This is a genomic window from Methylobacterium mesophilicum SR1.6/6 (genome assembly GCF_000364445.2).
GTDB lineage: Bacteria > Pseudomonadota > Alphaproteobacteria > Rhizobiales > Beijerinckiaceae > Methylobacterium > Methylobacterium mesophilicum_A.
Map to the genome: position 1 here is coordinate 5,723,587 of NZ_CP043538.1, position 22,054 is coordinate 5,745,640.

The 22,054-nt window shown below is 67.3% G+C and carries 21 protein-coding genes, 1 tRNA gene and 3 pseudogenes; 14 read left to right on the top strand and 11 right to left on the bottom strand.

Annotation, left to right across the window (positions count from 1 at the left end; all coding sequences use genetic code 11):
* Positions 1 to 44 precede the first annotated feature (44 nt).
* From MMSR116_RS27045 to MMSR116_RS27065, 5 genes are all read left to right on the top strand, one after another.
* The gene (locus MMSR116_RS27045; RefSeq protein WP_010684000.1) at positions 45 to 956 is read left to right on the top strand and encodes a LysR family transcriptional regulator; all 912 of its coding nucleotides are present in this window, start codon (positions 45 to 47) and stop codon (positions 954 to 956) included.
* A gap of 101 nt (positions 957 to 1,057) precedes the next feature.
* Positions 1,058 to 1,942 (top strand): NAD(P)-dependent oxidoreductase, encoded by an 885-nt coding sequence (locus tag MMSR116_RS27050; protein ID WP_010684001.1) that lies wholly within the window; start codon positions 1,058 to 1,060, stop codon positions 1,940 to 1,942.
* Complete coding sequence (locus tag MMSR116_RS27055; protein WP_010684002.1) at positions 1,942 to 3,480, top strand: aldehyde dehydrogenase family protein; 1,539 nt, start codon at positions 1,942 to 1,944, stop codon at positions 3,478 to 3,480. The genes MMSR116_RS27050 and MMSR116_RS27055 overlap by 1 nt, the downstream gene beginning before the upstream one ends.
* 107 nt (positions 3,481 to 3,587) lie before the next feature.
* Positions 3,588 to 4,952, top strand: coding sequence for a DUF3100 domain-containing protein (locus MMSR116_RS27060; RefSeq protein WP_010684003.1), 1,365 nt, complete (start codon positions 3,588 to 3,590; stop codon positions 4,950 to 4,952).
* A gap of 78 nt (positions 4,953 to 5,030) precedes the next feature.
* Positions 5,031 to 6,188, top strand: a complete 1,158-nt coding sequence (locus MMSR116_RS27065; RefSeq protein WP_010684004.1) for a M20 aminoacylase family protein — start codon at positions 5,031 to 5,033, stop codon at positions 6,186 to 6,188.
* Positions 6,189 to 6,268: 80 nt separating this feature from the next.
* Here the strand turns inward: MMSR116_RS27065 and MMSR116_RS27070 are convergent, their stop codons facing one another.
* Complete coding sequence (locus MMSR116_RS27070; protein WP_051072187.1) at positions 6,269 to 6,865, bottom strand: helix-turn-helix domain-containing protein; 597 nt, start codon at positions 6,863 to 6,865, stop codon at positions 6,269 to 6,271.
* A 167-nt stretch (positions 6,866 to 7,032) separates the two neighbouring features.
* On the opposite strand from MMSR116_RS27070, the gene MMSR116_RS27075 reads away from it, so the two are divergent.
* From MMSR116_RS27075 to MMSR116_RS27090, 4 genes are read left to right on the top strand one after another with little or no spacing between them, the layout of a single operon-like run.
* Positions 7,033 to 7,806, top strand: a complete 774-nt coding sequence (locus MMSR116_RS27075) for an ABC transporter substrate-binding protein (protein WP_010684006.1) — start codon at positions 7,033 to 7,035, stop codon at positions 7,804 to 7,806.
* A gap of 5 nt (positions 7,807 to 7,811) precedes the next feature.
* Positions 7,812 to 8,465: an amino acid ABC transporter permease gene (locus MMSR116_RS27080; protein ID WP_010684007.1), complete on the top strand. Its 654-nt coding sequence runs from the start codon at positions 7,812 to 7,814 to the stop codon at positions 8,463 to 8,465.
* On the top strand, positions 8,462 to 9,193 hold the full coding sequence (locus MMSR116_RS27085; RefSeq protein ID WP_010684008.1) for an amino acid ABC transporter ATP-binding protein: 732 nt from the start codon (positions 8,462 to 8,464) through the stop codon (positions 9,191 to 9,193). The genes MMSR116_RS27080 and MMSR116_RS27085 overlap by 4 nt, the downstream gene beginning before the upstream one ends.
* Before the next feature lie 8 nt (positions 9,194 to 9,201).
* Positions 9,202 to 10,491 (top strand): NAD(P)/FAD-dependent oxidoreductase, encoded by a 1,290-nt coding sequence (locus tag MMSR116_RS27090; protein ID WP_039893247.1) that lies wholly within the window; start codon positions 9,202 to 9,204, stop codon positions 10,489 to 10,491.
* A 146-nt stretch (positions 10,492 to 10,637) separates the two neighbouring features.
* Here the strand turns inward: MMSR116_RS27090 and MMSR116_RS32615 are convergent.
* Positions 10,638 to 10,775, bottom strand: a pseudogene (locus MMSR116_RS32615) (hypothetical protein); the annotation flags it as partial.
* Between the two features lie 79 nt (positions 10,776 to 10,854).
* Here MMSR116_RS32615 and MMSR116_RS27095 point away from each other — a divergent pair.
* On the top strand, positions 10,855 to 11,151 hold the full coding sequence (locus MMSR116_RS27095) for a hypothetical protein (protein ID WP_010684010.1): 297 nt from the start codon (positions 10,855 to 10,857) through the stop codon (positions 11,149 to 11,151).
* Between the two features lie 269 nt (positions 11,152 to 11,420).
* Here the strand turns inward: MMSR116_RS27095 and MMSR116_RS27100 are convergent, their stop codons facing one another.
* Positions 11,421 to 11,834, bottom strand: coding sequence for a hypothetical protein (locus MMSR116_RS27100; RefSeq protein ID WP_010684011.1), 414 nt, complete (start codon positions 11,832 to 11,834; stop codon positions 11,421 to 11,423).
* A 326-nt stretch (positions 11,835 to 12,160) separates the two neighbouring features.
* Between MMSR116_RS27100 and MMSR116_RS27105 the strand changes: the two genes are divergently transcribed.
* The gene (locus MMSR116_RS27105; RefSeq protein WP_158169192.1) at positions 12,161 to 12,544 is read left to right on the top strand and encodes a hypothetical protein; all 384 of its coding nucleotides are present in this window, start codon (positions 12,161 to 12,163) and stop codon (positions 12,542 to 12,544) included.
* A 226-nt stretch (positions 12,545 to 12,770) separates the two neighbouring features.
* Here the strand turns inward: MMSR116_RS27105 and MMSR116_RS27110 are convergent, their stop codons facing one another.
* Positions 12,771 to 13,016 carry a hypothetical protein gene (locus MMSR116_RS27110; RefSeq protein WP_039893253.1) on the bottom strand — a complete coding sequence of 82 codons (246 nt, stop codon included), beginning with the start codon at positions 13,014 to 13,016 and terminating at the stop codon, positions 12,771 to 12,773.
* 349 nt (positions 13,017 to 13,365) lie between these two features.
* Here MMSR116_RS27110 and MMSR116_RS27115 point away from each other — a divergent pair, with 349 nt between their 5' ends.
* Positions 13,366 to 13,602 carry a hypothetical protein gene (locus MMSR116_RS27115; protein ID WP_010684015.1) on the top strand — a complete coding sequence of 79 codons (237 nt, stop codon included), beginning with the start codon at positions 13,366 to 13,368 and terminating at the stop codon, positions 13,600 to 13,602.
* A 45-nt stretch (positions 13,603 to 13,647) separates the two neighbouring features.
* Here MMSR116_RS27115 and MMSR116_RS27120 read toward each other — a convergent pair whose 3' ends face one another.
* Positions 13,648 to 14,178 (bottom strand): hypothetical protein, encoded by a 531-nt coding sequence (locus tag MMSR116_RS27120; protein WP_010684016.1) that lies wholly within the window; start codon positions 14,176 to 14,178, stop codon positions 13,648 to 13,650.
* A gap of 222 nt (positions 14,179 to 14,400) precedes the next feature.
* Here MMSR116_RS27120 and MMSR116_RS32090 point away from each other — a divergent pair.
* Both MMSR116_RS32090 and MMSR116_RS27130 read left to right on the top strand, forming a co-directional pair.
* Positions 14,401 to 15,323: pseudogene (locus MMSR116_RS32090) on the top strand (transposase); the annotation flags it as partial.
* Positions 15,324 to 15,482: 159 nt separating this feature from the next.
* A pseudogene (locus MMSR116_RS27130) lies at positions 15,483 to 15,751 on the top strand (integrase core domain-containing protein); the annotation flags it as partial.
* Positions 15,752 to 15,840: 89 nt separating this feature from the next.
* Here MMSR116_RS27130 and MMSR116_RS27135 read toward each other — a convergent pair.
* The 6 genes from MMSR116_RS27135 to MMSR116_RS32100 form a co-directional block, all read right to left on the bottom strand.
* Entirely contained in the window at positions 15,841 to 17,322 is a 1,482-nt protein-coding gene (locus tag MMSR116_RS27135; protein ID WP_010684018.1) for a UbiA family prenyltransferase, read from the bottom strand.
* A complete protein-coding gene (locus MMSR116_RS27140) occupies positions 17,312 to 17,737 on the bottom strand; it encodes a DMT family transporter (RefSeq protein WP_010684019.1) in 426 nt (141 codons plus the stop codon). Before MMSR116_RS27140 ends, MMSR116_RS27135 begins: the two co-directional genes overlap by 11 nt.
* Positions 17,738 to 17,741: 4 nt before the next feature.
* On the bottom strand, positions 17,742 to 18,644 hold the full coding sequence (locus MMSR116_RS27145) for a hypothetical protein (protein ID WP_158169193.1): 903 nt from the start codon (positions 18,642 to 18,644) through the stop codon (positions 17,742 to 17,744).
* 1,301 nt (positions 18,645 to 19,945) lie between these two features.
* Positions 19,946 to 20,021: transfer RNA gene (locus MMSR116_RS27150), tRNA-Thr, on the bottom strand.
* Positions 20,022 to 20,129: 108 nt separating this feature from the next.
* Positions 20,130 to 21,275, bottom strand: a complete 1,146-nt coding sequence (aroB, locus tag MMSR116_RS32095; RefSeq protein WP_010684022.1) for a 3-dehydroquinate synthase — start codon at positions 21,273 to 21,275, stop codon at positions 20,130 to 20,132.
* An 18-nt stretch (positions 21,276 to 21,293) separates the two neighbouring features.
* Positions 21,294 to 21,893 (bottom strand): shikimate kinase, encoded by a 600-nt coding sequence (locus MMSR116_RS32100; protein ID WP_010684023.1) that lies wholly within the window; start codon positions 21,891 to 21,893, stop codon positions 21,294 to 21,296.
* Between the last annotated feature and the right edge of the window lie 161 nt (positions 21,894 to 22,054).

Here is a 22,054-nt window from a genome sequence, read left to right on the forward strand (position 1 = left end):
GGCCTGTTGATGCCGCGCCGCGCCGCAGGCACGGTGCAGCCGTTATGAACGACCGCGCCCTCCGCTATTTTCTCGCCGTCGTGCGCGCGGGCTCGGTCCGGGCGGCCGCCGAGATCCTGAACGTCGCCGCCTCGGCGGTGAGCCGGCAGATCATCGAGCTGGAGGCGCAGACCGGCGAGACCCTGCTCGAGCGCCTGCCCCGGGGCGTGGTCCCCACCGAGGCCGGCCGGCTGGTCGCCGCGCACGCGCAGCGGCAGGCCGACGAGGCGGCGCTGCTGGAGGACCAGCTCAAGCGCCTGCGCGGCGTGCAGCGCGGCACGATCAGCCTGCGCTGCGGCGCCGGCTTCCTGATCGACCTCCTCGACAACGCCCTTGCGGGCTTCGCCAAGGAGCATCCGGGCATCGCCTATCAGGTCGAGATCGGCACCACCGACGGGATCCTCGCAGCGATCGCCCGCGGGGACGCGGATATCGGCCTCATCTACAACCCGCCCGCGCACCCGGATGTCCGCGGAATCGTCTCCGCCCGGCAGCCGCTGCTCGCCGTCCTGCCGAAGGGGCACGCCCTCGCCTACGAAGCGTCGCCGGTCCCGCTGCGCAGCTTCGCCACCGAGCCTACCGCCCTCCTCCCACCCGACCACGGCGTGCGCCAACTGATCGGCCGCGTCGAGGCCGACGGCGGCTTCCGGCTGGTGCCGCGGCTGGAGACGGCGTCCTTCGAGTTGCACCGCCGCTTCGTGATGGCCGCCATGGGCGTGGCGTTCCTGCCCCGCTTCGTGGTGGCGGCCGAACTGCGCGACGGCCTCCTCGCGGCGGTGCCGCTGCGCGACGCGATCCTGTCAGAGGCGAGCGCCCACCTCGTCATCCGCGCGGGGCGGCGCCTGCCTGAGGGGGCGGCGCGGTTGCTTGGCTGGCTGGCCGACCACATGGTGGCGTTCCGCCCGCCCCCGGCCTGACGCGAGCGTGCGGAATCTCCGCACGGATCGTGCAGAAATCGGCTGTTGTCGCAACACTCAGTTGCCGGAACTATCGTGCCGCTTCGTGAGGACGGATCGGCATGACCATCGCAACGGTAGGAGTCGTCGGGCTCGGCAACATGGGTCTCGGCATGGCCGCGACCCTGGCTCGCAAGGGCTTCGCTGTCCTGGGCTACGACCTCAGTCCGGCCCGGCGCCCCGCCGCCGAGGCGGCCAGCGTGACGACCGTCGACGCCCTCAACGACCTGCTCGGCCGGGCCGACGCCCTGGTGTTCTCGCTGCCGCTGGCGCGGGACGTGGAGGCGGTGGTCACCGCGGAGGGCGGCCTCCTCTCCCGGACCGACCGGAAGGTCGTGGTGATCGACACATCGACCTCGGATCCCGGCACGACCCGGCGCCTTGCCGAGCGCCTCGCCGCGGCCGGTCACGCGCTCCTCGACGCTCCCGTCAGCGGCGGCCCGTCCGGCGCCGCCGCGGGCACCCTGACCATGATGATCGGCGGCGCCGAGGCGGATTACGAGCTGGCCCGTCCGGTCCTGGAGGCCATGTCGGCCCGCGCGCCGCATGTCGGGCCATCGGGCGCCGGCAACATCGTCAAGCTCGTCAACAACCTGCTGGTTGCGGCCCATCTCGTGACCACCGGCGAGGCCCTGCGCCTGTCCGAGGCGGCGGGCCTCTCGGCCGAGGAGGCCGTCAAGGTCGTGAACACCGCGACCGGCCGCAGCGCGATCAGCGAGGTCATGGTCCCGCGCTGGGTCCAGTCCGGCACCTTCGACAGCGGCTTCTCGGCCGGCCTGATGCGCAAGGACGTGCGCCTCGCCCTCGAACTCGCCGCCGAATGCGGGATCGACCTGCCGCTCTCCGCCGAGGTGAAGCGGATCTGGCAGGCGACGCAGTCTGCCATCCCCGACACGGCCGACTTCACCCGCATGGCCGATTACCGCGATCCCAAGGGAGCCCACTGATGTCCGGCACGCCGCACTCGCCCGCCGCCGACCGGGTCGCCGCCCTTCTGGCCGACCTGCTGCCGGGCGGCCGCATCGGCAGCGTCGTGGCCGGCGAGATCCTCGCCGGGACCGGCACCGCCCTCGATCTCACCAACCCCGCCGACGGCGGCGTGCTCGCGACCTTCGCCGATGCCGGGCCGTCGGTCGTCGAGGCCGCCATGGCGGCGGCTCGCGGCGCCCAGCGCGCCTGGTGGGGCATGAACGCCGCCGCCCGCGGCCGGGCGCTATGGGCGATCGCCGCCCTGGTCCGGCAGCATGCCGGCGCGCTCGCCGAGCTGGAGACCCTCTCGGCCGGCAAGCCGATCCGCGACACGCGCGGCGAGGTCGCCAAGGTCGCCGAGATGTTCGAGTACTACGCCGGCTGGTGCGACAAGCTGCACGGCGACGTCATCCCGGTGCCGACCTCGCACCTGAACTACACCCGCCACGAGCCCTTCGGCACCGTGGTGCAGATCACCCCCTGGAACGCGCCGATCTTCACGGCGGGCTGGCAGATCGCGCCGGCGATCTGCGCCGGCAACGCCGTGGTGCTGAAGCCCTCCGAACTGACGCCCCTGACCTCGCTGGCGCTGGGCCTGCTCTGCGACCGCGCCGAGGGGATGCCGCGCGGCCTCGTCTCGGTGCTGGCGGGCGCCGGCCCGACCACCGGCGCCGCCGCGGTCGCCCATCCCGAGACCCGGCTGGTCGTGTTCGTCGGCTCCGCCGAGGCGGGCGCGCAGATCGCCGCCGCGGCGGCCCGCGCCATCGTGCCCAGCGTGCTGGAGCTCGGCGGCAAGTCGGCCAACATCGTGTTCGCCGACGCCGACCTCGACCGGGCGCTGATCGGCGCGCAGGCCGCGATCTTCGGCGGCGCCGGCCAGAGCTGCGTGGCGGGCTCCCGGCTCCTCGTGCACCGCTCGATCCATGAATCCTTCGTCGCGCGCCTGTCCCACGCCGCCGCGCGCATCCCGGTGGGGGCGCCGACCGACCCGGCGACGCAGATCGGCCCGATCAACAATCGGCGCCAGCGGGACAAGATCGCCGACATGGTCGAGGCCGCCGCGGGGGCCGGCGCCACGATCGCGGCGGGCGGTGCCTGCCCCGCCTCCCTGCGCGACACGGGCGGCTTCTACTACGGCCCGACCATCGTCGACGGCGTCGCGCCGGACGCGGCGATCGCCCGAGAGGAGGTGTTCGGCCCGGTCCTGGCGGTCCTGCCGTTCGACGGCGAGGACGAGGCGGTCGCGCTGGCCAACGGCACGCCCTACGGCCTCGCCGGCGCGGTCTGGACCGGCGACGGCGGGCGCGGCCACCGCGTCGCGGCGGCCCTGCGGGCCGGCACCGTCTGGGTCAACGGCTACAAGACGATCAATGTGGCCTCGCCCTTCGGCGGCTTCGGCCGCTCGGGCTTCGGCCGCTCCTCGGGCCGCGAGGCGCTGATGGCCTACACCCAGACCAAGAGCGTCTGGGTCGAGACCGCCGCCGCGCCGGCCGTCACCTTCGGCTACGTGGGCTGAGCCCGACGCCACGGGCGCAATGACCGAGACGATCTAACGCCAAGCCGGCGATCAAGACCGGCAGGCGGAGCAACGGGCAGCCCCGAGGGGGGTCGAGGAGGATGACGATGGCGGGGGAACTGTTTGCGACGAATACGCGGGCGGTCGCGCCGCCCGTCTCGGGCGGGGGTAAGCTGACGCTGTTCCTGCTCGCCCTCGTCATCGTCGTCATCGCGGAGGCGATCGGCAACGTCAGCATCCCGGTGGGCGCTGGCAAGATCGTGCTGCTCCCGCTGCTCTGGGCCCTGCTTCTGGGCGGCGCGCTGGGGCTGATGAGCCCGCGCCTGCCGGCGACGCTGCGGCTGTCGGGCGCGCTCCAGAACGCGGCCGGTGCCTATCTCCAGCCGGCGCTCCTGATCTTCATCGCCAAGCTCGGGCTGCTCGTCGGCGGGTCGCTGCCCAAGATCATGGCCTCGGGCTGGGCCCTGGCCTTCCAGGAATTCGGCCACTTCTTCGGCACGATGGTGTTCGGCCTGCCGGTCGCGCTCCTGCTCGGCATCAAGCGCGAGGCGATCGGCGCGACCTTCTCGGTCGGCCGCGAGCCCAGCCTCGCCATCATCGGCGAGCGCTACGGCATGGACTCGCCGGAGGGGCGCGGCGTGCTGGCCGAGTACCTGACCGGCACGGTGTTCGGCGCGGTGTTCATCGCCCTTCTGGCCGGGCTGATCACCAGCCTCGGCCTCTTCAATCCCCTGGCGCTGGCGATGGGGGCCGGGGTCGGCTCCGGCAGCATGATGGCCGCGGCTTCGGGGGCGATCGCGGCCCAGCAGACGCCCGAGGTCGCCAAGGATGTCGCCACCTTCGCGGCGGCCAGCAACCTCGTCACCACCACGATCGGCACGTACTTCACCCTGTTCCTGTCGCTGCCCTTCACGATCTGGGCCTACGGCAAGCTGGAGCCGATCCTCGGCCGCAACCGGGCGGACGCCGCCCGCGCGGCCGAAGCCGATCCTCAGGCGGCCGCGCCAGCCCATCCGGAGGCGCGGATCGGCCTCGGCGAGACGGTGCTCGCCTGGATCCTGATCGGCGCCTACGGGCTGATCGGCAACTGGCTGACCTACGGGGTCGTCCCCGACGCGCAGGTCGTCGCCGGGATGGCGATCATCATCGGCACCGTGCTGGCCGGCTGGGGCCTTTACCTGCTCCTCGGCCGGCGCCTGCCCGCCGTCCTGTGGGTCTCGATCATCGGCATGGCGCTGACCTATCCCGGCACGCCCCACGCCGCCGAGATCGCCGCCCTGACCGGCAAGCTGAACTTCCTGGCGCTGGCCACGCCGATCCTGACCTTCGCGGGCCTCTCGGTCGCCAAGGACGTGCCCGCCTTCCGCCGCCTCGGCTGGCGGATCGTCGTGGTCTCGTTCATGGCCAATGCCGGGACGTTCCTCGGCGCGGTCCTGATCGCGCAGTTCTTCATGCACCCGCCACTGGGGTGAACCGCCGTGCCGAACGGCGTAGGGTCCGGACGGGGGATCGAGGCGGTCTGGCAGCCTCCGGCATCAGAGAGACGTCGCATGCGTATCGAGGCGGAGACCGTGGAGCGGATGGTCGCGTGGCGGCGCGACCTGCACGCCCATCCCGAGCTGGCCTTCCAGGAGGTCCGCACGGCGGATCTCGTCGCCCGGGAGCTGGCCGCCTGCGGCCTGTCGGTGAAGACCGGGCTCGGGCGCACCGGCGTGGTCGGGACCCTGAGCCGGGGCGACGGCCCGACTGTCGGCCTGCGCGCCGACATGGACGCCCTGCCGATCCAGGAGGCGACGGGCGCCAGCTACGCTTCTCGGACGCCCGGTGTGATGCATGCCTGCGGCCATGATGGCCACGTGGCGATGCTGCTCGGCGCGGCGCGGCACCTCGCGTCGCGCACCGACCTGTCCGGCACGGTCCACTTCATCTTCCAGCCGGCGGAGGAGTGCGAGGGCGGCGGGCGCGCCATGGTCGAGGACGGCCTGTTCCGGCTGTTCCCCTGCGATTCCGTCTACGGCCTGCACAACTGGCCCGGTCTGCCGCTCGGGACCTTCGCGACCCGGGTCGGCGCCATCATGGCCTCCCTCGACACGTTCGAGATCACGGTCGCCGGGTTCGGCACCCACGCGGCCATGCCGGAGCGCGGCACCGACACCCTGGTCGTCGCCTCCGAGCTCGTCCTCGCCCTGCAGACCATCGTGAGCCGCCGGATCGCGCCCACGGACCCAGTCGTGCTCAGCGTCACGCAGATCCACGGCGGCGACGCCTACAACGTCATCCCCGAGCGCGCTGTCATCCGCGGCACGGTCCGGTGCCTGGACGAGGCCGTGCGCAAGCGCGTCGCGGAGCTCGTCGAGGCGATCGCGGGCGGGACGGCTGGCACGCACGGCGCCCGCGCGGAGGTGGACTACCGGTTCGGATACCCCGCCACCGTCAACACCGCAGACGCGGTCGGCACCGCCCTGGAGGCGGCCGGGACCGTCCCTGAGCTCTCCGCGCGCCATGGCGAGGTCGTGCCCTCCATGGCATCCGAGGATTTCGCCTACATGCTCGAAGCCTGCCCTGGCGCCTATGCGTGGATCGGGACGGATGGGGCCGAGCGCGGTCCCCCGCTTCACAATCCGGCCTACGATTTCAACGACGCGGCCCTGTCGATCGGAGCGGCCTATTGGGCCGCCCTCGGGACGCGCTTGCTGGGCGGTCGGTAGCGGATCCTCGACGCCACGCTCGACGGTCTCGGGTGCGCGCCTCGAGGCCCCGGCGCTTCGATCCCGCGTGCCCTTCGGAGCTACGGCGAATCGATCTGAGAAGACCCCAGCACATTGACCCAGAGCACGATGGTCCGGTCGTGCGTCCCGGGATTGCCGAAGCGATGCGGCCGACGGCTCTCGAAGCGGAAGCTGTCGCCTTCCGCCAGCTGGAGCGTGCGCGCCTCGACGACCAGGGTCAGGCGGCCCTCGAGGACGAGACCCGCCTCCTCGCCGTCGTGACTGAACAGCTCGTCCCCCGTGCTGGCGCCCGGCCTCAGCACCATGTGGAACAGGCTCATGCCCTGTGTGCCCCCGGGCGGAGTGAGCAACTGCTTGGTGATGCCGGTCCGCCAGAGCTGCAGTTCCGGCCGATCCTTCCGGAACACCACGATCGGGTCCGGTTCCGGCGCCTGCGGGCCGGGCTCGAACAGGCCGCCGATCCCGATCTGCAGCGTGTCGGCGAGGAGCGCCAGGACGCGGAGCGAGGGCGAGGACAGGCCCCGCTCGACCTGACTGATGAAGCCGATCGACAGGCCTGTGCTGGAGGCAACGGCCTCCAGCGACAGCCCCCGCGCCCGCCGAAGGCCACGCAGGCGCTGACCTACGGCACGGTCGACCGGTTCCGGACCTATCATCTCGCCTCGGGGGATGCCCACCGTCACACCAGCCTGCCTTCCGCGCGTTCTTTCATGCACGTGAAAGCCGCTTGCGTCGATACCGAAAACATGCGGTATTCTTCACGACAATGAAAACTGGCGCCGACGAACGTCGCGTGCTGCGATCACTGCATGGGAGCGGCAAGATGAGAAGACGGTTGGCCAAACTGTGCCTGACGTCGGCCCTGTTCGTCGGATATCTGTGTGGTGCGGCGAGCGCCCAACCGTTGAAGGTCGGCGCGACCCCCACCGGCCTGCCCTTCACGTTCCTCGACACCAAGACCAACACGATCCAGGGCGTGATGGTCGACCTCGTCAACGCGGTCGGCAAGGAGGCGGGCTTCACGGTGGCGGTTGAGCCGCTCCAATTCTCGACGCTGATCCCGGCACTCACCGCCTCGAAGATCGACATCATCTCCGCGGCGATGTTCATCACGCCTCAGCGCAAGGAAGTCGTGGCCTTCTCGGCGCCGGTCTACAGCTACGGCGAAGGCCTGATCGTCCCGAAGACCGACACCAAGGACTACACCTCCTTCGCCGACCTCAAGGGCGAGACCGTGGGCGCCCAGGTCGGCACCGCCTTCGTCGAGCCGCTGAAGAAGTCGGGCCTCTTCGGCGAGGTGAAGATCTACGACACGATCCCCGACATCATCCGCGACGTGAATTCCGGCCGGTTGAAGGCCGGCTTCGCCGACGCACCGATCCTGGCCTATTACGTCAAGCAGGGCGTCTTCCCCGGCGTCCGCCTGGTCGAGACCTTCAAGCCGACCGTCGTGGCCTCGGTGGGCCTCAGCGTGCGCAAGACCAGAACCGACCTGCTCGCCAAGATCGACGCCGCGCTCACCAAGCTCAAGGCCGACGGGACGCTTCAGGCGATCCTGACCAAATGGGGCTTGCCGCCGTCCGCCGACCGGTCCTGAGCGTCGTGCGCGAGTTCCTCGCCGACGCGCAGGACTACCTGCCGATCCTGCTCCAGGGCGTGCAACTCACGGTCCTGATCACCCTCGCCTCGCTGGTGGTCTCGACACTCCTCGGCCTCGTCTGGGCCGTGCTGCGGGTCTCCGGCATCGCCGTTCTGGCGGGCGTCAGCGCCGTGATGATCAACATCCTGCGCGGAATCCCGATCATCGTGCAGCTGTTCTACATCTACTTCGTGCTGCCCGATTTCGGCCTGTCGCTGACGGCCGTCCAGGCGGCGATCATCGGCCTCGGCATCGCCTACTCGGCCTATCAGGCCGAGAACTTCCGCGCCGGCATCGAGGCCGTGGACCGCGGGCAGGTCGAGGCCGCGCTCTCCATCGGCATGAGCTGGGGCATGACGATGCGGCGGGTGATCCTGCCGCAGGCGATCCGGATCGCGCTGCCGCCCTACGGCAACATCATGATCATGATGCTCAAGGATTCGTCCCAGGCCTCGACCATCACGGTCGCGGAACTCGCCCTGCAGGGCAAGCTGATCGCGTCGTCAACCTTCAAGAACACCAGCGTCTACACGATGGTGGCGCTGATGTACCTGGCTCTCAGCCTGCCGCTGATCCTGCTGGTCCGCCATCTCGAGGCCAAGGGTCGGCATCGATGATCGTCCTCGAGGATGTCCGGAAGCATTACGGCGCGCTGGAGGTGATCAAGGGCGTATCGGCCGAGGTCGCCAAGGGCGAAGTGGTCTGCATCATCGGGCCGTCGGGCTCCGGAAAGTCGACACTCCTGCGCTGCATCAATGGGCTCGAGGCCTATGACGGCGGCGAGATCCGCGTCGGCGGCACGCGCGTCGACCGGGATGCGCGCAGCATCAAGGCGATCCGCACCCGGGTCTCCATGGTGTTCCAGCGCTTCAACCTGTTCGCCAACCGCACCGCCCTCGAGAACGTCGTCGAGGGACCGTTATACGTGAAGGGTGAGCCCCGTGCCGAGGCGGAGGCGCGGGCCGTCGCCCTGCTCGCCCGGGTCGGCCTGTCGGGGAAGGAGCATGCCCGGCCGGACCAGCTCTCGGGCGGTCAGCAGCAGCGCGTCGCCATCGCCCGGGCGCTCGCCATGCGGCCCGACGCGATCCTATTCGACGAGCCGACTTCGGCGCTCGACCCCGAACTCGTCGGCGACGTGCTGCGGGTGATGCGCGGCCTCGCGGACGAGGGCATGACGATGATCGTCGTGACCCACGAGATCGGCTTCGCCCGGGAGGTGGCCGACCGGGTCCTGTTCCTCGACGGGGGGCGCCTCGTCGAGCAGGGGCCCGCCGCCGAGATCCTGAACCGCCCACAGAACCCCCGCACTCAGGACTTCCTGCAGCGCGTGCTGCATCCGCTGTAGGACAGGCCGTGGCCGAACCGTTCCCGCTCGCCCCATCGCTCTGGGCCACCACTGCGGCGCCTGCGCCGGAGACGCCGCCTTTGGCCGAGTCCGGCCAGGCCGACGTGGTGATCGTCGGCGGCGGCTTCTGCGGCCTGTCCACCGCCCTGCATCTCGCCGAGCGGGGGATCCGGCCGGTCGTCCTGGAGGCGCGCGAGATCGGCTTCGGCGGCTCCGGGCGCAACGGCGGTCAGGTCATCCCGGGTTTGAAGTACGACCCCGCCGATCTCATTGCCCGGTTCGGGCGCGAGCGCGGCGAACGGCTCGCCCGCTTCGCCGGCGGCACCGCCGACGTGGTCTTCGATCTCATTGATCGGCATGCGATGGACGTGCCCCACCGGCGCGCGGGCTGGATCCAGGGCGCCCACACGGAGGCCGGACTGGAGGAGGTCGCGCGGCGGGCGCGCCAGTGGGCGGACCTCGGTGCCCCGGCCCGCGTCCTCGACAAGGACGAGACCGACCGGCTGCTCGGCACGGAGCGGTACCTCGGCGGCTGGCTCGATGGTCGCGGCGGCGCGATCCAGCCGCTGAGCTACGCACGGGGTCTGGCCCGGGCCGCCCTGACGGCGGGGGCCGCGATCCACGGTGAATCGCCCGTGACAACCCTCGCCCGGACTGGATCGGGCTGGACCGTCACCACGGCGCAGGGAGCTCGCCTTGCAACCGAGCGCGTCGTCCTCTGCACCAACGGCTACACCGGCGGGCTCTGGCCTGGCCTGGCCCGGACGGTGATCGCGGCCAACTCCTTCCAAGTCGCCACGGTACCGCTTTCTGACAACCTGCGGCGCTCGATCCTGCCCGAGGGGCAGGTCTCCTCGGACACGCGCAAGCTGTTGCTATATTTCCGGCTCGACCATACGGGCCGGCTGCTGATGGGCGGCCGCGGCCCTTTCCGGGAGCCGCGCAGCCCGCACGACTGGGTCCATCTGGAACGGATCGTCGGCAAGCTCTTTCCGCAGCTCGACAGTATCGCTTTCGATCACCGCTGGTGTGGCCGCGTGGCGATCACCCGGGATTATCTACCCCATCTTCACGAACCGGCACCTGGACTGCTCATCGACATCGGCTGCCAGGGCCGCGGCGTCGGTCTTCAGTCGGCGATGGGCCGGGCGATCGCCGCGTACATCGCGACCGGCGATGCCGACAGCCTTCCTCTATTGCCCACGCCGGTAAGGCCCCTGCCGCTTCACGCGCTGCACCGCCTGTACGTCTCTGCGATCATCGGTTGGTATCGGCTGAGCGACGGCGGTATTCGCTGACGAGGCAAGGTATCTCGAAAACTTTGACAGTCAGGGATGCCGCGAGGTCCGCTTTCGGGGTTCGATTGACCTTGCCTCTAAACGAGGGCAAAGACGAGACATGGGCAGTGGCTCTTGCGCAAACTAGGCCGTCGCGCGAGAGGATGTACTGCGCCGCCGTGGGCTAAGCTTTCGTAGGCCGCATAGCCGTCGACCTGGATCACGACTGCAAATCCGGTGCGATGCGCGATTGGTCGTCCAGCCAAGCGGTCGGGCGCGGTCACGTACGCGACGCCGGTTGGATCCGGAAGTATGACGCCTGTGAGAGTTGTCGTCGTGCGGTCGCGCCTCTAACTCACGCCAGCGAGGTTGCAGAGATTGGCCATGAAAAAGGATATCGTACCGGGGCCAAACTCCATGCTCTTTAAGCAGCCGACAGCTTTCGAACTCGGCAGCCCTAGCAGGCTCCCCATCCCTTGCACTGAGCCCGGCGACATAGCCGACTCGTCCGGCGACCTGTGGCTTAGCGCCTTCGGAGATCGCCTTGCTCATGGCGAGATGCCTGTGACGTTCGATCAGGCTCAAGCCGCAGCACAGCACGGGTGGGAGACCGTCCCCGGCAGCGAGTGCGACGGCAGGGTCACCGTGCAGCGTCCCGACCTCAATCCGAAGAAGAAGTGATCGCCTGACTACGCCGTAGACGGCGCCGTGGATCGATCACGAACCGGCCGATAGTCGCCGGATCGGGATGCATGTCGGGCACCGCGATCCAGACATTGTTCTGGTATAACCCGACCGGAGAGAAGCCGGTATAGCCTGCAGCCCTTACGGGCAGAGGGTATGAACGGCCTGCATTCACACAAGACAGCAAACTTATAGCGGAGCGCCGCGGTGCCAGAGCTCATGGGTGCGGACCTACGGCGCGTCCACGCCTGCCACGCCAATACGGGTTAGATTTCAGGCACGGGTCCGTGCGGTTTCATCAAAACGCTTGGCTGCTTATCCGCACCGCGTTCCTTCCGCCGTTCAAAGAACGGGCGGGTGCCGCCGTCTTGAATGATGCGCAACTGGCCCCGAATCAGTTCGTCTCTCGCGCCGGGCCCGGCCAATCCAGAGCCTGCGCGAACAGTCCGATCGCACGCTGTTCTGACGCACGGTTCCGGCTGAGCGACGTACAACCACACCGCCACAGCAGCGAACAGACCCGATGCGACCCACACGAAGTCGTGAATCGCTTCGGCAAATCTACGGCCGTCGCTCAAAACGTCATGACCAACGACCATGAAGGTGATCGCTGCCAAGGCCGACATCATGACTGCACTGGCGCCCATGACGACTCTCGACGCGAGCAGGTAATCTTCCATGAATGAGCAATGCTGTCTCTAACATCAGTTAGAAACAGGTTTGTGACGGCTGTGAATTATGTGGATGGGGTCTCGTCCGCGAACCTGGCACCAGGAGCGGCGGCATGAGGTGCTGGGCTTCCCGCACCGGCAGGCGCCGCAACCTCGATGCCCTCGGCCGGTACGGTTGGGGCTTGCTCATCCCGCGCGCTGGCGTCTGGCGCGTGGAGGAGTGGACCTGACCGAAAACGGGTGAGCGGATCCGATTTCGGATCGTCGCAGGCGGGCCTCCCCCGCCCGACCTGTCCGTCCGTTACCTCAATCGGTGCCTGTCAGTCGTGCCACGCGTGCTGATCGCCGTGCGGGGTGGCATGGACCACGCCGACCTCGCACCGCTCGTCGGTCCGAGCGTGGGCATCTTCCTCGATGGGTCAACCGAATGGAAGCTCGCCCGCATGGCCGACTGGGGCGCGTTCCGCCGCGAGCACAGCCGCCTCTACTACGTCGCCCGGGTGATAACCGTTTCCCAAGGTCCTTCGAGGACGGCACCACGCCGTCATTCTCGCCGCCTGTCATCGCGCACTTCCGATGTTCTCCGGATGCGTCGGACGAACGGAGCACAGCGTGTCCAGTCGCCTTCGCACGGCAGGGGTGCCACCAAACTCTTGGAAAATGAAGCGACCAGCGGCACGGTTCGTTCCGCGATCGATCGGGAGCCCGTCCATGGCTGAGGCTTTCAATGCCGCCGACTTGGCAGCCGGCGCCGTGCGGGAGCTGGCCCAGCGCCTTCGAGCCTCTCCGCGATGGATCGCGCTCGCCGACCGCCAGACCGCGCTCAGCAGGCGATCGCCCGCAAGCTCCGCGCTGAGACCGACGCCGAGGGCGCGAAGGGCGATCTGTTCGGCGGGAAGGTACGCTGATCGTCGCCGACCGCACTGCTGAGCGCTCAATGCCGCGTCAGACCGCCGGTCGCGTCTCGACCAGCAATCCTTCGAGCGCACGGCGGACCGCATCAACGCCAGCGGCGGCGGCGATCTCGCTTGGCCGTATCCTCGGAAGGCGCAACTCGGGCTGCTCGGGCGAAGGCGTGGTCGAGTCCTGAGGCGGCCGCTTCACACGCATCGCCACCGCGAATGCCTTCTTCGAGTCGCCACCGCTCATCGCCAACAATCTCCCGGACAGGCGCCAAAAGCCGAAGCTCACGAGCTTATCTCCGGACGACGTATGGCAAACAAGAGCGATAGAGCCGCGAAAACTACTGGCATAGCCGACTTTTACCGTTCAATATTACGCTGTTACAGAGGTCAGATTCGGCGCAGCGGGAATCCGGGATGATTGATGACCGTGAACAACGCGCCCGCGATCTCCACCGCGAAGCTGACGACCGCAGGGATTGGTCGGTGTTAAGTGAGGAACAGCGCGAGCTTTACCGGCGATCAGCAGACCGGCTCCATGTGCAGAGATCTTACGCTTCTCTCTGCCCCGCCTCAGTCAATCACTGGGAAGCGTTAGCCGAAGCCGCCCTTGCTCTCCTGTCAGATGAGGATGAGGCATGATCGGCCGCACCGACCTCGAGGCGGGCTGGTCCGTCCGAGTGCTGATCCGTTGGGGCAAGACCAGCGCCGGATCGTCTGCACCGATGAGCCCACTGAACGACTGCAGCTGGAGCTGCCGCCGCGCTCCGCACAACGTCCTGATCCAGCGCCAGAACGGTAGCCGGGTCGTCCGCCCGTTCCGTGGCCTGCGCAAGCTGCCGGAGCTCAGCGATGGGCGAGCAGAGGCGCCGTGATGAGCGGATGACGCGCCATGAGCGTGCCGATCAGGCGCTGGTCAGTCAGCTTGCCGCCGAGGTCGCGTAATGAGTCCGATCTCGGTCGCATCGCAAACGTCCAGAGATCACGGCTACGGTGTCGACGTCCGGACTGCTGAGGATCAGCGTCGTCTCACCGTCCCGAACGGTTTGGTTCTCGCGGGTTCGACGGACTTCGGCAATCGCGCGGACGATGAGCGGTCGCAAGGCGCTCTCGGGCACACCGGAGATGTACGCTGCGAGGAACGTGGCCGCGGCTTCGAACTGCACGTTGTCGGTCGGTGTCGGCTTGTTGAGCAGCAGGCCCACTTCCCCCGCGAGCCCATCGGCGTCCTTGACGAAGAGTTGCACGCGCGAGTCCAGGGAGAAGAACATCGGGCCGCGGGTCGTCTGGGTACCGAAGTGCCAGTCGCCGGCACCAACTTGTTTCATGCGCTGCGAGAACGCGCCGATGAGGACCTTCGAGGTTTCGATGACCGGCACCTTATGGCAGGCAGCGTTGGCTCCAGTCGTCGCCAATCCGATCGCCGTCAACGCCGTTGCGAGCCGTCGCATCAGGCCCTCCTCCCTTTCGGCAGGACGTTAATGCAGGCGCGAGTTCCTGGACAGATGTGGACGGCACCCTTTGGCCGCCCCCCGTCGAGCTGGCCTACCCTTGCAGCGAAGAAGTCGATCCCGTCGCGCTCGACGCTGGCAGGGCGACACGAGCGCGGATTTTGCCGGGAATAAATCCGGAAGTGCGCAGCCGAGCTGAAGGCGCGGTGAGGGGACCGATGATCGACCGACGCCAGCCTGATCAAGGCCGATACCAATCGGCAGAAGGGCGTCGAGGATATGAACGGCCTGCTACCCGACATTGTCAGACGTGCCGCCGTAGAGTACCCGGCCGTGCTCGACGACGCCGCGTTCGGCGCTGCGACGCCGGTCGAGCCCAAGCTCGTCTCCCCCGCCGACCCGGCCGCGCGCTGGACGGGCGCGGACGATGGGCTGGCCGACTTCGCCTACGCGGCCAACCATCTGATCGACCTCGACCACGCGGTCATCGTGGACGTCGAGCCGACCACCGCGATCCGGCAAGCCGAGGTCACGGCCGCCAAGCGCGTGATCGTGCGCTCGCGCGAGCGCTTCGACCTCTACGCCGCCCGGCTCGCAGGTGACGGCGACGACAGTTCGGCCGCGATGCTGGGCTGGCTCGTCCACGAGCAGGGCATCGAGCCGCACATTCCCGTCGTCGACGAGTCCGAGCGCTGCGACGGCACCTTCAGCCGATCAGCCTTCACCTGCGACTTGGCGCCGACGCCTACACCTGCCCGGCCGGCAAGCACCTGCGGCACCGTCAGAAGGTCCACTGGTCACCGACCCCGCTCGTCGCCGCAGACGGGATGCAGTGCCACTGCGCGAGCAAGCAGGACTGCGATGCCTGCGCGCTGAAGCCACGATGCTGCCCCACCGCATCCGCTCGCAAGATCCCGCGCTCGATCCACGGGGACGCCCGGCAGATGGCGCGCGACATCTGCGCCTCGGAGGCGGGCCGTACCTCGCGGCGGGGGCGCAAGACGGTCGAGATTCTGTGTGAGCACCTCGCGCGGACCCTGCGGGTGGATCGGCTTCGATTGCGGGGGCTGGACGCGGCCCGGGACAAGTTCCATCGCGCGGCCGCCGCCCCGAACCGACGGAAGCTGGTCAAGCTGATCCCCTTGGGCAGCCGAACCCGGCCTCACCGCCGGGCGGAAGGCCCTCGGCCAAGGCCTCGGTCAAACCTCGATCCAGGCCAACCGCGAGTTCTTCATCGAACTCCGCCCATTGCGGCCATTCAATCTACCGGGAGCTGCTTCCGAGAGCAGACAGCGACGGTTCGGGTCACACCGAGAGCCACCTTCCGCGCCTTCCAAGTGAGCGAAGCGCTCGACGCCCCAATCCAGGAGCGAGGGCGGCCAGAAAGCCTACGAGTGGCCAACGGCCGCCTCCGGGCGGAATGTCTGAACCCCTGTGGGCCCTGTCGCTCGCCGATGCCCACGAGCGCATCGAGGGCTGAAGGTGTCAGTATAACGAAGATTGACTTCACACGGCCCAGGGCGGCTCGACGCCCAGGGCCTTCGCCAACCAAGCTGTCACAGCCCGAGAACTTGTATCGGCGGTGGATCACAAACCGGGTCAACTCCAGGCCGATCATGCACGGACCCTACGCGCGGACCACCCAGTTGGGGCAGATCACCATCACTTTCCCGGCAGGATCAATCCCATAGGCATGTCGAGCTTAACCGCCGCGAGCGCCACTAGGACGCAAATCAAGATCAGGATTTGACTCTTTCGCTCACGAAGAGCGAAGATAATCGGATCATCATGCATGTGACCTCGCTGCGCGAGCAGCATCATCCGACTTAACCAGTATAGAAGTATGGGTCCGATAAACCACAGCAGTGCCGGATTGGCATAAAGGCGAGTGACCTCCGGTTGAGCAGCGTAGAGTGACAGGACAAGGACGGCCGCGAAGCTGCTCCCGCTGCCCAGCGATTGCAGGACCGATAGATCGCCGCCAAAATATCCGCGCCCCGAAATCCGCTCGTCAACAGCCTTCGTACGGTCGACGAGCTCGGCGCATCGCTTCACGATCGCCAGCGCCAAGAACAGGAACATCGAGAAGGCGAGCAGCCAAATCGACAGCGGCACGCCGGTCGCGGCCCCGCCCGCAACGACGCGGGCGGAGTAGAGCGTCGCAAGCGTGAACACATCGATCAACATAGATAACTTCAGACGAACTGAATACGCAACAGTGAGTAATATATAACAGATCAGTACAGCCAAGAAGCCGACCCCGGTCATCGCCGCAATCACCAACGCCACGCCGAACAGTATGGCGCCCGCCGCCACACCCACCGGGATGGACAGTGCTCCCGATGCGAAAGGCCGGGTGCGTTTACGCGGATGGGCGCGATCCGACGGGATATCGAGCAGGTCGTTGAACAAGTAGGTGGCCGATGCCGTCAACGAGAACGCGATGAATGCGAATGCGGAATCAATGACCAGCCCGAGGTTGTCGATCTGGTGCGAGGCACACAGCGGCAGGAAGATCAACAGGTTCTTGAGCCACTGGTGCGGCCTCATCGCTCGCAGCAGCGGGAAGGGCGGGAAAACGTTTGTCGGGAAATCGCGATGCGATGTTTTCGCGTCCGCGAGTTGGAGGCGCGTCCCGCGACCGGCGCGCAACACGCGGCGCGAACCTTGCCAGACGTGCAAGTCAGCCTTCGCGTCGCCGATATAGTCGTAGCCGTCCGGATGGGACTCGGCGAGGAAGCGCGCCTTGGCTGCACCCTTCAGGTTGACGCTTTCCGACCCATACACGGCATCGAAGATTCCGATGTGCGCGGCAACTTGCTCCGCCCAGGCTCTGGGCGAAGCTGTGACAAGATGGATCGGGCGACCCATCGCACGCTCCTGGCGCAGGTATTCAACGAGGTCGGTGCGATAGGGAAGGAGTGCAGGATCGAAAGGCGCCACGCGCGCAAGGACGTGTTTGACCGCCAATCGTCCTTGCAGCATAGCGCCGAGCAGCTCGAAGGCGGCGCCCGGAGACCGCTTGAGCGCGGCGAACACCGCCTCGTACAGCAGATCGCCGTGGATCAGCGTCCCATCGAGGTCGACGCAAAGCGGCGTCTTGTCTGACCTCGCTTGTGCTGTGGTCAGCTGCTCAAGGCTCATTGTTCCCCTCCGCGGCCGACATCATCGGCGCTGATTTCGGATTCGCGTTGCCCGACATCGCGACCAGCACGACGCCGAGCGCGATCAGCACCGTCCCAGCCACTTGCAGAGGCACGATGCGCTCACCCAGCAGCACGACCGAGAGTGCCGCAACTGTTACGAAGCTCAGCCCGACAAACGGGTAAGCCAGCGACAACGGCAGGCGTGACAGCACAAAGAGCCACGTGAGCGTCGCGATACCGTAGAGCGCAAGTCCGCCGAGGAGCCGCCATTCCAGCCAGAAAGCGATCACCAGCCCCAGTGCGCCACGCGCGGGATCGGCATGGGCGAGCAGCGATTGCACCCCGAGCTTCAGGCAGATCTGCGCGCACCCGGTGAGCACCACCGTGATCCCGAGGAGTATCCAAACGAGCATGGTGTCACCTCTGCAGCTGATAGGCGCTGCTGCAGAGTGTGGAAGCTTGGAATGCAGCCGCCATCATGACAAGCAGACCCGGAAACAGCATACTCAGGTTCCGCGCCTCGCCCGGAGCGCAGAACAGCAGGAAAAGAGGCACGTTGAGTGCGGCCGCAATTGCAATCTGCTGACGCATCGCCGGAGTCACCCATCGCCAACCGACCGCAACCAACGCGGTGACCGCGATGATCGAGGGCAGACTGAACGGGTGCGGCAGGGGAACTCCGTAGGTAATTTCCCACTTGACGAGAAAAATACCGGACAGAAAATAATTGAGTTGATCGATGAGGTGGTATTCGGCAGTGTCGCCCGCATTGGCTCCGAAGCGAATTCTTGCAACCTCATAGGTAAGACCTGCAAGGGCGACGCAACTTGCGGTGATTGCCGCAGACATGGGTACCGATTTGCGCTCACGCAGCAAGGGATAGGCAGTCAACGCGAAGAAAAAGAAGCTTTCCTTTGACCATGTGGCGAGCACCGTGACTGCGAGCATGGCGGGCCACCACGCTTTGCGAGCCAGCAGCAGGAACAAGCAGAAAAATGCCAATTCGATGTAATCATAAAAAAATCCACCAAAAGATTGCATTAACGGAAATATCAACATGAACGATGCAGCGCCTGCACCGCAAGCAAACGGCCCGAAACCTTCACTTCGAGCAAGCTTGTATCCGAGCACAGTAAGTGCGACTGCGCTTAAATAAGTGATAAAATATACCAGTACGTAGCGCAGTATCTTGCTGCTATCGCTCTCGACAAAGGAGGGAAAGGCGAGCCGGGGCGTGCCGTCGCGCCGATGCAAAAAATGAGCGGCGAGAAGCCTGACGGCAGGGGGCGCAACCTGATCGATAGCGTTGACCGTGTCCACGACCAGCCTTCGATAAGCGTAGGGTCGCATTGCGGTCCCATCAAGCATCTTATTGAGCCCTGACTCCGGGGCGACATCGCGGAACTGCCACTTTGTGTAGTATCCGGAAAAAGAGGCGGCGGCGACCAGTAATGCGAGACCTACGATCAATATACGTGGAGCAATGATTAGCAACCGTCTCTCGCGGATTGGAATGATTGGCGCTCGTTCGACATTCGAAGTTCGCGCGTGTTCCAAGCCATGCATCAACTCGGCTCTATCCATTGTTTACCCTCGGGCAGCTTATATTTCGTGTCGGTCCTTAAACCGACCCTTTGATGCTGCAATCGATCTTCGGAGTAGCATATTGAGGCGCCATCTATAAGTCGGCGCAGACAACTCATTCGTGCACGAGCGGTTTGTGCAGTGCAAGTGTGGAGGCGAGCGTCCAGCCGATCGCGCGCAAGCTTAACAGCGGCCAGCGCCCGGCGTTGTGTATTGGCTGGAAGAAAAGAAAGTAAAGTTAGCGAATTGACGCCGCGCTCAGACGGCGGCAGCGCCACGGCGCATCATCCGCACGCTCGACCTTAGTTTGCCAAAGGGACCATAAGACTGATCGGTTGATGCCTCCTCGATCGTCGCTGACAGTGTCCATCGTCAGACGACTCGGCGGACAAGTGCATATCGTACTTCGCGGCTTGACCCCGTCGCGCCCACTGAAGCGAACTTACTGCGGGACCTGTTCGGCCTCAAGCTTGCCGCGGCAGTGGTCGCCCGCGCGCTCTGCGGCGGTGCGGCGGCAGCCGACAGGATTCCGGCCTATGGGGCAGGCTTGCTACGCTCGAACGGCTTGTCGGCCGACAGACACTCGAGCTTGAGTTTTTAGACGACGCGATAGCCGATCATCCGCGCACCGACCTGCAGGTCTTCAGGGCCGCCGCCGCGAACCCGCAGGTCATGAAGGGTCTTCGTACAGACGCCGAGTGTCTCTGCCGTCTGCTTGGCTGAGTGAACGGGATCGAAGGACGCGCCCCCGCCGCCAGACACAAGCCCCTGCATCTTCTCGCTGCTCGCCGCATTGGCCTCGCTATTCCGTTGCCCTTCCTATTTCCGCAGAACGGTCGGCGGCGGCAAGCGATTGACTGTTCCCCACTTCAGGCAGGACCGGCAGGTCAATGTGCGTAAGCTGCTAGTCCCGGGTGACGCCGACCAAAGAACTTAAGTCGCGTCGGGATGATCCGCGTCGGTGACGCCACGGCCAAAGGTGCGCCGGACCGCAACGCCAAGGACTCGAGAAATCACTGTCACCGTTGGAGGACATATGGTGCCGCAAGAGGGATTCGAACCCCCGACCCCCTCATTACGAATGAGGTGCTCTACCAGCTGAGCTATTGCGGCCCGGGCCCTGTATCCGGACCCAGCACGGCGCAGAACGGGTTACGCCGGGCTGGCAGGCTCATAGCGGCCCGACCCGTTTTAGGCAAGGCCGGAGCGCGCCGAACGGGCTCAGCCGCCGTGATCAGATGCCAACTCGTCACGGAGGAACGCCGCCACCTCCGCCCGCTCCACGCCCGGGGCGATGAAGCTCTGGCCAATCCCGCGGGCGAGGATGAAGGTGAGCGCGCCGTCGCGGACCTTCTTGTCCTGAGCCATGGCGTCGAGGATCGCCTCGGCATCGCCGCATCCGCCCGGGACGGCCTGCAGGCGGGTCGGCAGACCGGCCAGCGCGAGGTGGTTGGCGACGCGGCCCGCATCCTGTCCGGCGCAGAGGCCGAGCCGGGCCGAGAACCGGAAGGCCAGCGCCATGCCGATCGCCACCCCTTCCCCGTGCACCAGCCGGCCGGCATCGTAGCCCGTCAGGCGCTCCAAGGCGTGACCGAACGTGTGGCCGAGATTCAGGAGGGCCCGCTCGCCGTCCTCCCGCTCGTCGCGGGTCACCACGGCGGCCTTCGCGCGGCAGCAGGCGGCCACCGCCTCGTCGCGTTCCGGGCCGCCGGAAAAGATCCCGCGCCAGTGCGCCTCGCACCAGTCGAAGAAGCCGGGATCGGCGATCAGCCCATATTTGGCGACCTCGGCGTAGCCTGCGCGCATCTCGCGTTCCGACAGGGTGTCGAGGGCTCCGGTATCAGCCAGGACCAGCCGCGGCTGGTGGAACGCGCCGATCAGGTTCTTGCCGAGCGGTGCGTTGATCCCGGTCTTTCCGCCCACCGAGGAATCGACCTGGGCCAGCAGGCTGGTCGGCACCTGCACGAAGCGCACGCCGCGCCGCAGGGTCGCCGCCGCGAAGCCGGCGAGATCGCCGACGACGCCGCCGCCCAGGGCCACGACGAGGTCGCCGCGCTCCACCTTGAGCGCCAGAAGGCCGTCGCAGACCTGCGCGTAACCCGCGTAGGATTTCGAGCCCTCCCCCGGCGCGACCGTCACGAGACCCGCATGAAGGCCGGCCCGCTCGAGGCTGTCCTGCAGGCGCCCGGCGTAGAGCGGCCCGACCGTCGCGTCGGTGACGATGGCGGCCCGGCGCGCACCCAGAGCGGCCACCGGCGCGCCGGCGGCGTCGATCAGGCCGCGTCCGATCCGGATGTCGTAGGCACGGCCGCCATCGAGCGGCACATGGACCGTCAGGAAATCCGCGTTGGTCTGGGGCTCGGTCACGGACAGGCTCGCTGGCTTCTACTGGGCGGCGACGGGAACGGGCGGCTCGCCGTTGAGATGGGCGTCGAGCGCCTCGAGCACGTCCTGGACGACGCGGTCGTGCGAGACCTCCCGGGAGATGACCATCACGTCGGCCGCGGCGTAGACCGGGTGACGCACGGCCATCAGGTCGCGCATCGTCGCCTCCGGATCCTCAGTCTGCAGCAGCGGGCGGTTCCCGCGCTTGCGCACCCGTCGCATCAGGACGTCGAGATCGGCCTTGAGCCAGACCGAGATCGCGGATTCCGCGATGCGCGCGCGGGTGGACTCGCGCAAGTAGGCGCCGCCGCCCGTGGCCAGCACCAGGGGCCCGGCCCGGAGCAGCCGCGCGATCACCCGCTCCTCTCCGTCCCGGAAGCTCGGCTCGCCGTAGATGGCGAAGATGTCGGGGATGGTCAGGCCGGCCGCGGCCTCGATCTCGAAGTCCGCATCCTTGAAGATCAGGCCCAGGCGGCTCGCGAGGCGGCGGCCGACCGTGCTCTTGCCTGCTCCCATGAGGCCGACGAGCACGATCGAGCGCAGGCCAAGCGCCCGGCGCAAGCGCGCCTCGATCGGTTCACCCGCCGCCTCCTCACTCATCGACCGCTGCACCGCATCCGTGTGGCGTTACCGCCCTCTTCCCATGTCCCGGCCGCCGAGCGTCGGGGCCGCACTCATCCTGCGGCAGGCTCTTAGCGCGATTCAAGCGACCAGCGAAACGTATCGCTGTTGCGTTGTGGGCCTTGTCAGCGCCTTCATCG